Origin of the sequence: Pauljensenia sp. UMB6358 (genome assembly GCF_030216865.1) — a bacterium.
GTDB classification, from domain to species: Bacteria; Actinomycetota; Actinomycetes; order Actinomycetales; family Actinomycetaceae; genus Pauljensenia; species Pauljensenia turicensis_A.
Genome location: NZ_JASOMS010000267.1, coordinates 1 through 239 on the forward strand (window position 1 = coordinate 1; position 239 = coordinate 239).

A 239-nucleotide genomic window follows, 5' to 3' on the forward strand; every position below is an offset into this window, starting at 1 on the left:
TTCTACACCTCGGGTCGAACCTGCAACGAAACCGCGTACATGTTCCAGGTGTTGGCAAAGCGGCTGGGCACGAACAACCTGCCTGACTGCTCCAACATGTGTCACGAAGCTTCCGGCAAGGCCCTGATCCCCACCCTGGGGCTCGGCAAAGGGTCTGTCACCCTGGAAGACTTCGCCCACGCTGACCTGGTGATCACCCTGGGGCAGAACCCGGGCACTAACCATCCCCGCCAGCTCGG

Annotated in this window: 1 protein-coding gene; it reads left to right on the forward strand. The window is 61.9% G+C overall.

Annotated features, from left to right (window positions below; all coding sequences use genetic code 11):
- Positions 1-239, forward strand: a 239-nt coding sequence (locus QP381_RS09430) for a molybdopterin-dependent oxidoreductase (protein WP_336619919.1), incomplete at both ends; no start/stop codon positions are given.